We start from the raw sequence: 6,630 nt of genomic DNA on the forward strand, positions 1-6,630 counted from the left end.
CGGATAACCTGTGTGTGGAATGGGCTGTTATCCACAGGCTGGTTATCCACCGAGTTTCGCCCCCACTTGTGCAACGATCTTAACCTCGGTTATCCACAGAGCTTATGCACAGACCATTGGTCGTCTTTTTTGAGCATGGAGCACAGATTCTTCCCTAAGGAGAGCCCACCTTCATGTGGATAAGTCGGCGTCTGGTCGCTACAATGGCCGCTTGTTTTTGCCTCACCGGCTTTCAACTTAGGGGATATCCGTGTCAGTGGAACTTTGGCAGCAGTGCGTGGAGCTTTTGCGCGAGGAGCTGCCTGCCCAACAATTCAACACTTGGATCCGTCCACTACAGGTCGAAGCCGAAGGCGACGAGTTGCGTGTCTACGCACCGAATCGCTTCGTGCTGGACTGGGTCAACGAAAAGTACCTGGGTCGCGTCCTTGAACTGCTTGATGAGCACGGCAACGGCATGGCGCCAGCGCTCTCCTTATTAATAGGCAGCAAACGCAGTTCGGCACCGCGTGCCGCGCCTAACGCCCCCTTGGCTGCAGCCGCTTCCCAGGCCCAGGCATCTGCCAGTCCGCCAACGCCTGCTCCCGCTGCTGCGACGAAGCGCGCCCCGGCGAAAGTCGTTCAGGTCGCCGAGGAAGAACCTTCCCGTGACAGCTTCGACCCGATGGCAGGTGCGAGCTCGCAACAGGCCCCTGTCCGTTCGGAACAGCGCACGGTGCAGGTTGAGGGTGCGCTCAAGCACACCAGCTACCTGAATCGCACCTTTACCTTCGAGAACTTCGTCGAAGGCAAGTCCAACCAATTGGCCCGGGCCGCAGCCTGGCAAGTGGCGGACAACCCGAAGCATGGTTACAACCCGCTCTTCCTTTATGGCGGCGTCGGTCTGGGTAAAACCCACTTGATGCATGCTGTGGGTAACCACCTGTTAAAGAAGAACCCGAACGCGAAGGTTGTTTACCTGCACTCCGAGCGTTTCGTTGCGGACATGGTCAAGGCCCTGCAACTGAACGCAATCAACGAGTTCAAGCGCTTCTACCGTTCGGTGGATGCATTGCTCATCGATGACATTCAGTTTTTCGCCCGTAAGGAGCGTTCCCAGGAAGAGTTTTTCCACACCTTCAACGCCCTGCTTGAAGGTGGTCAGCAGGTCATTCTCACCAGTGACCGCTACCCGAAAGAAATCGAAGGCCTTGAAGAGCGCCTGAAATCCCGCTTCGGCTGGGGCCTGACGGTCGCCGTCGAGCCGCCGGAGCTGGAAACCCGCGTAGCGATTCTGATGAAGAAGGCCGACCAGGCCAAAGTCGAACTGCCCCACGACGCCGCGTTCTTCATTGCCCAGCGCATTCGTTCCAACGTCCGTGAACTGGAAGGCGCGCTGAAACGCGTGATCGCCCACTCGCACTTCATGGGTCGCGACATCACCATCGAGTTGATCCGCGAATCCCTGAAGGACCTCTTGGCGCTACAGGATAAACTGGTCTCTGTGGATAACATTCAGCGCACCGTCGCCGAGTACTACAAGATCAAGATCTCCGACTTGCTGTCCAAACGCCGTTCGCGTTCGGTCGCCCGTCCGCGTCAGGTCGCCATGGCGTTGTCCAAGGAACTGACCAACCACAGCCTGCCGGAAATCGGCGATGTGTTTGGTGGGCGAGACCACACGACGGTTTTGCACGCCTGCCGCAAGATCAATGAACTTAAGGAATCCGACGCGGACATCCGCGAGGACTACAAGAACCTGCTGCGCACGCTGACCACTTGATGACCAGCGCAGCTTATTAAGGCAAGGGACTAGACCATGCATTTCACCATTCAACGCGAAGCCCTGTTGAAACCCCTGCAACTGGTCGCAGGCGTCGTCGAACGCCGACAGACCTTGCCGGTGCTCTCCAACGTGCTGCTGGTTGTCGAAGGCCAGCAATTGTCGCTGACCGGTACCGACCTGGAAGTCGAGCTGGTCGGTCGTGTTCAACTCGAAGAGCCGGCAGATCCAGGTTCCATCACCGTGCCGGCGCGCAAGCTGATGGACATCTGCAAGAGCCTGCCAAACGATGCGCTGATCGACATCAAGGTCGATGAGCAGAAGCTCGTGGTGAAAGCCGGTCGTAGCCGTTTCACCCTGTCGACCCTGCCAGCCAATGACTTCCCGACGGTGGAAGAAGGCCCGGGTTCGCTGACGTGCAGCCTTGAGCAAAGCAAGCTGCGCCGCCTGATCGAACGCACCAGCTTCGCCATGGCCCAGCAGGACGTGCGTTACTACCTCAACGGCATGCTGCTGGAAGTTTCCGCTGGCGTGATTCGCGCCGTGGCCACCGACGGTCACCGTCTGGCCATGTGCTCGATGCAGGCGGATATCGGTCAGCCGGATCGTCACCAGGTCATCGTGCCGCGCAAAGGTATCCTTGAACTGGCACGCCTGCTCACCGAGCCCGATGGCAACGTCAGCATCGTGCTGGGTCAGCATCACATCCGCGCCACCACCGGCGAATTCACCTTCACCTCGAAACTGGTCGACGGCAAATTCCCGGACTACGAGCGCGTTCTGCCGAAGGGTGGCGACAAGCTCGTACTGGGTGACCGTCAGGCTCTGCGTGAAGCATTCAGCCGTACTGCGATTCTGTCCAACGAGAAGTACCGCGGTATCCGTCTGCAACTGGCGGCGGGTCAGCTGAAAATCCAGGCGAACAACCCGGAGCAGGAAGAGGCTGAAGAAGAAGTGGGCGTTGAGTACAACGGCGGCTCCCTGGAAATCGGCTTCAACGTGAGCTACCTGCTCGACGTATTGGGCGTGATGACCACTGAGCAGGTTCGTCTGATCCTGTCCGACTCCAACAGCAGCGCGCTGGTCCAAGAGTCCGACAACGACGACTCGGCCTACGTTGTCATGCCGATGCGTCTGTAATCATGTTCAGCAGAAGCTAGATGTCCTTAAGTCGCGTCTCGGTCACCGCGGTGCGCAATCTGCACCCGGTGACCTTCTCCCCCTCCCCCCGAATCAATATTCTTTACGGCGCCAACGGCAGCGGAAAAACCAGTGTTCTGGAAGCCATCCACTTGCTGGGGCTCGCCCGTTCGTTTCGTAGCACCCGCTTGTTGCCGGTCATTCAGTACGAGCAGTTGGCGTGTACGGTATTCGGGCAGGTCGAACTCGCCGAGGGCGGGCAGAGTGCATTGGGGATATCGCGGGATCGCCAAGGCGAGTTTCAGATCCGCATCGATGGGCAGAACGCTCGCAGTGCCGCACAGCTGGCCGAGATCCTGCCTCTACAATTGATCAACCCTGACAGCTTCCGCTTGCTGGAAGGGGCGCCGAAGATTCGCCGACAGTTTCTCGATTGGGGTGTGTTCCACGTGGAACCTCGCTTCATGTCCACATGGCAGCGTCTGCAGAAGGCCCTGCGCCAGAGAAACTCTTGGCTGCGACATGGTACACTTGACGCCGTTTCGCAAGCGGTTTGGGACAGGGAACTGTGCCAGGCCAGCGCTGAAATCGATGAATACCGCCGCGCTTACATCAAAGCCTTGAAACCAGTCTTTGAACAGACCCTGAGCGACCTGGTTGAGCTTGAGGGTTTAACGCTCAGCTATTACCGCGGTTGGGATAAAGACCGAGAGCTGAGCGCTGTGCTCGCTGGGTCCCTACAGCGGGATCAGCAAATGGGTCATACCCAGGCTGGACCACAACGCGCTGATTTGCGTCTCAGATTGGGCGCACACAACGCAGCGGACATCTTGTCCCGAGGCCAGCAGAAGCTGGTGGTCTGTGCATTGCGGATTGCTCAAGGACACCTGGTAAGCCAGGCTCGCCGCGGGCAGTGTATTTATCTGGTGGATGACTTGCCGTCCGAATTGGACGAGCACCACCGTCGCGCTCTTTGCCGCTTGCTGGAAGACTTACGCTGCCAGGTGTTTATCACCTGTGTAGACCACGAATTATTGAGGGAAGGCTGGCAGACGGAAACGCCAGTCGCTCTGTTCCACGTGGAACAGGGCCGTATCACCCAGACCCACGACCATCGGGAGTGAAGGCATTGAGCGAAGAAAATACGTACGACTCAACGAGCATTAAAGTGCTGAAAGGCCTGGATGCCGTACGCAAACGTCCCGGTATGTACATTGGCGACACCGATGATGGTAGCGGTCTGCACCACATGGTGTTCGAGGTGGTCGATAACTCCATCGACGAAGCGCTCGCCGGCCATTGCGACGACATCAGCATCATCATCCACCCGGATGAGTCCATCACCGTTCGCGACAACGGCCGTGGCATCCCGGTAGACGTGCACAAAGAAGAAGGCGTTTCGGCAGCCGAGGTCATCATGACCGTGCTGCACGCCGGCGGTAAGTTCGACGACAACTCCTACAAAGTATCCGGCGGTCTGCACGGTGTAGGTGTGTCGGTAGTGAATGCGCTGTCCAAAGAACTGATCCTGACTGTTCGCCGTAGCGGCAAGATCTGGGAACAAACTTACGTACACGGTGTTCCGCAAGAGCCGATGAAAATCGTTGGCGAGAGCGAAACCACGGGTACGCAGATTCACTTCAAGCCTTCGGCTGAAACCTTCAAGAACATCCACTTCAGCTGGGACATCCTGGCCAAGCGGATTCGTGAACTGTCGTTCCTGAACTCCGGTGTCGGCATCGTCCTCAAGGATGAGCGCAGCGGCAAGGAAGAGCTGTTCAAGTACGAAGGTGGTTTGCGTGCGTTCGTTGAATACCTGAATACCAACAAGACTGCGGTCAACCAGGTGTTCCACTTCAACATCCAGCGTGAAGACGGCATCGGCGTGGAAATCGCCCTGCAGTGGAACGACAGCTTCAACGAGAACCTGTTGTGCTTCACCAACAACATTCCTCAGCGCGATGGCGGTACTCACCTGGTGGGTTTCCGTTCCGCACTGACGCGTAACCTGAACACCTACATCGAAGCTGAAGGCCTGGCGAAGAAACACAAAGTCGCCACCACCGGCGACGACGCCCGCGAAGGCCTGACCGCGATTATCTCGGTCAAGGTTCCGGATCCGAAGTTCAGCTCCCAGACCAAAGACAAGCTGGTGTCTTCCGAAGTGAAGACCGCGGTCGAACAGGAAATGGGCAAGTACTTCTCGGACTTCCTGCTGGAAAACCCGAACGAAGCCAAGCTGGTCGTCGGCAAGATGATCGATGCGGCACGTGCGCGTGAAGCCGCGCGCAAAGCCCGTGAGATGACACGTCGTAAAGGCGCGCTGGATATCGCTGGCCTGCCGGGCAAACTGGCTGACTGCCAGGAAAAAGACCCTGCCCTGTCCGAACTGTACCTCGTGGAAGGTGACTCTGCTGGCGGTTCCGCCAAGCAGGGACGTAACCGCCGCACCCAGGCCATCCTGCCGCTCAAAGGCAAGATTCTGAACGTCGAGAAGGCGCGCTTCGACAAGATGATCTCTTCGCAAGAAGTGGGCACTTTGATCACTGCGCTGGGTTGTGGCATCGGCCGTGACGAGTACAACATCGACAAGTTGCGCTATCACAACATCATCATCATGACCGATGCTGACGTCGACGGTTCGCACATCCGTACCCTGCTGCTGACCTTCTTCTTCCGTCAGTTGCCGGAGCTGATTGAGCGTGGCTACATCTACATCGCTCAGCCGCCGTTGTACAAAGTGAAGAAAGGCAAGCAAGAGCAATACATCAAAGACGACGAAGCCATGGAAGAGTACATGACGCAGTCGGCTTTGGAAGATGCAAGCCTGCACCTGAACGAAGAAGCCCCTGGCATCTCCGGTGAAGCGCTTGAGCGCCTGGTGAATGACTTCCGTCTGGTGATGAAGACCCTCAAGCGTCTGTCGCGCCTGTACCCTCAGGAGTTGACCGAGCACTTCATCTACCTGCCACCGGTGAGCATGGAGCAACTGTCCGATCACGCAGCAATGCAAGATTGGCTGGCTCAGTACGAAGTTCGCTTGCGCACCGTAGAGAAGTCCGGCCTGGTTTACAAAGCCAGCCTGCGTGAAGATCGTGAACGTAACGTCTGGCTGCCAGAGGTCGAGCTGATTTCCCACGGCCTGTCGAACTACGTCACCTTCAACCGCGACTTCTTCGGTAGTAACGATTACAAGACTGTCGTTTCGCTAGGCGCTCAACTGAGCACCCTGCTGGACGACGGCGCGTACATCCAGCGTGGCGAGCGCAAAAAGCCAGTGACCGAGTTCAAGGAAGCCCTTGAGTGGCTGATGGCTGAAAGCACCAAGCGTCACACCATCCAGCGATACAAAGGTCTGGGTGAAATGAACCCGGATCAGTTGTGGGAAACCACCATGGACCCAAGCCAGCGCCGGATGCTCAAAGTGACCATCGAAGACGCCATTGGCGCGGACCAGATCTTCAACACCCTGATGGGTGATGCGGTCGAACCTCGTCGTGACTTCATCGAAAGCAACGCCCTGGCGGTTTCCAACCTGGACTTCTGATCCCGGTCGGCACCAACGAAAAAAGGCCAACGCATATGCGTTGGCCTTTTTTTAGGTTCTTCACGGAATCCCGGGAAACACAGAAACAAGAACGCCGATTTGATTGATGATGTTCGTGCGAGCAAACACATCTAACAAACCGGCGTTCTTATGCGCGATATTAATACTTTCCTTCCTTTTT

The 6,630-nt window shown here is 57.2% G+C and carries 4 protein-coding genes; all 4 read left to right on the forward strand.

What is annotated here, in order from left to right:
* The first annotated feature begins 250 nt into the window (after window positions 1-250).
* From dnaA to gyrB, 4 genes are read left to right on the forward strand one after another with little or no spacing between them, the layout of a single operon-like run.
* Window positions 251-1,762, forward strand: coding sequence for a chromosomal replication initiator protein DnaA (gene dnaA / locus CKW19_RS11165; RefSeq protein WP_095057936.1), 1,512 nt, complete (start codon window positions 251-253; stop codon window positions 1,760-1,762).
* Between the two features lie 36 nt (window positions 1,763-1,798).
* Window positions 1,799-2,902, forward strand: a complete 1,104-nt coding sequence (gene dnaN, locus CKW19_RS11170; RefSeq protein ID WP_053164067.1) for a DNA polymerase III subunit beta — start codon at window positions 1,799-1,801, stop codon at window positions 2,900-2,902.
* Window positions 2,903-2,922: 20 nt separating this feature from the next.
* Window positions 2,923-4,026, forward strand: coding sequence for a DNA replication/repair protein RecF (gene recF / locus CKW19_RS11175; RefSeq protein ID WP_095057937.1), 1,104 nt, complete (start codon window positions 2,923-2,925; stop codon window positions 4,024-4,026).
* 5 nt (window positions 4,027-4,031) lie between these two features.
* Entirely contained in the window at window positions 4,032-6,449 is a 2,418-nt protein-coding gene (gyrB, locus tag CKW19_RS11180) for a DNA topoisomerase (ATP-hydrolyzing) subunit B (protein WP_095057938.1), read from the forward strand.
* Window positions 6,450-6,630: the final 181 nt, after the last annotated feature.

Source organism: Pseudomonas sp. Irchel s3f7 (genome assembly GCF_900187615.1).
Lineage (GTDB): Bacteria > Pseudomonadota > Gammaproteobacteria > Pseudomonadales > Pseudomonadaceae > Aquipseudomonas.

Coding starts and splice junctions, on each gene's coding strand:
- dnaN (WP_053164067.1), top strand. CDS start 1,799: ATGCATTTCACCATTCAACGCGAAGCCCTGTTGAAACCCCTGCAACTG.
- recF (WP_095057937.1), top strand. CDS start 2,923: ATGTCCTTAAGTCGCGTCTCGGTCACCGCGGTGCGCAATCTGCACCCG.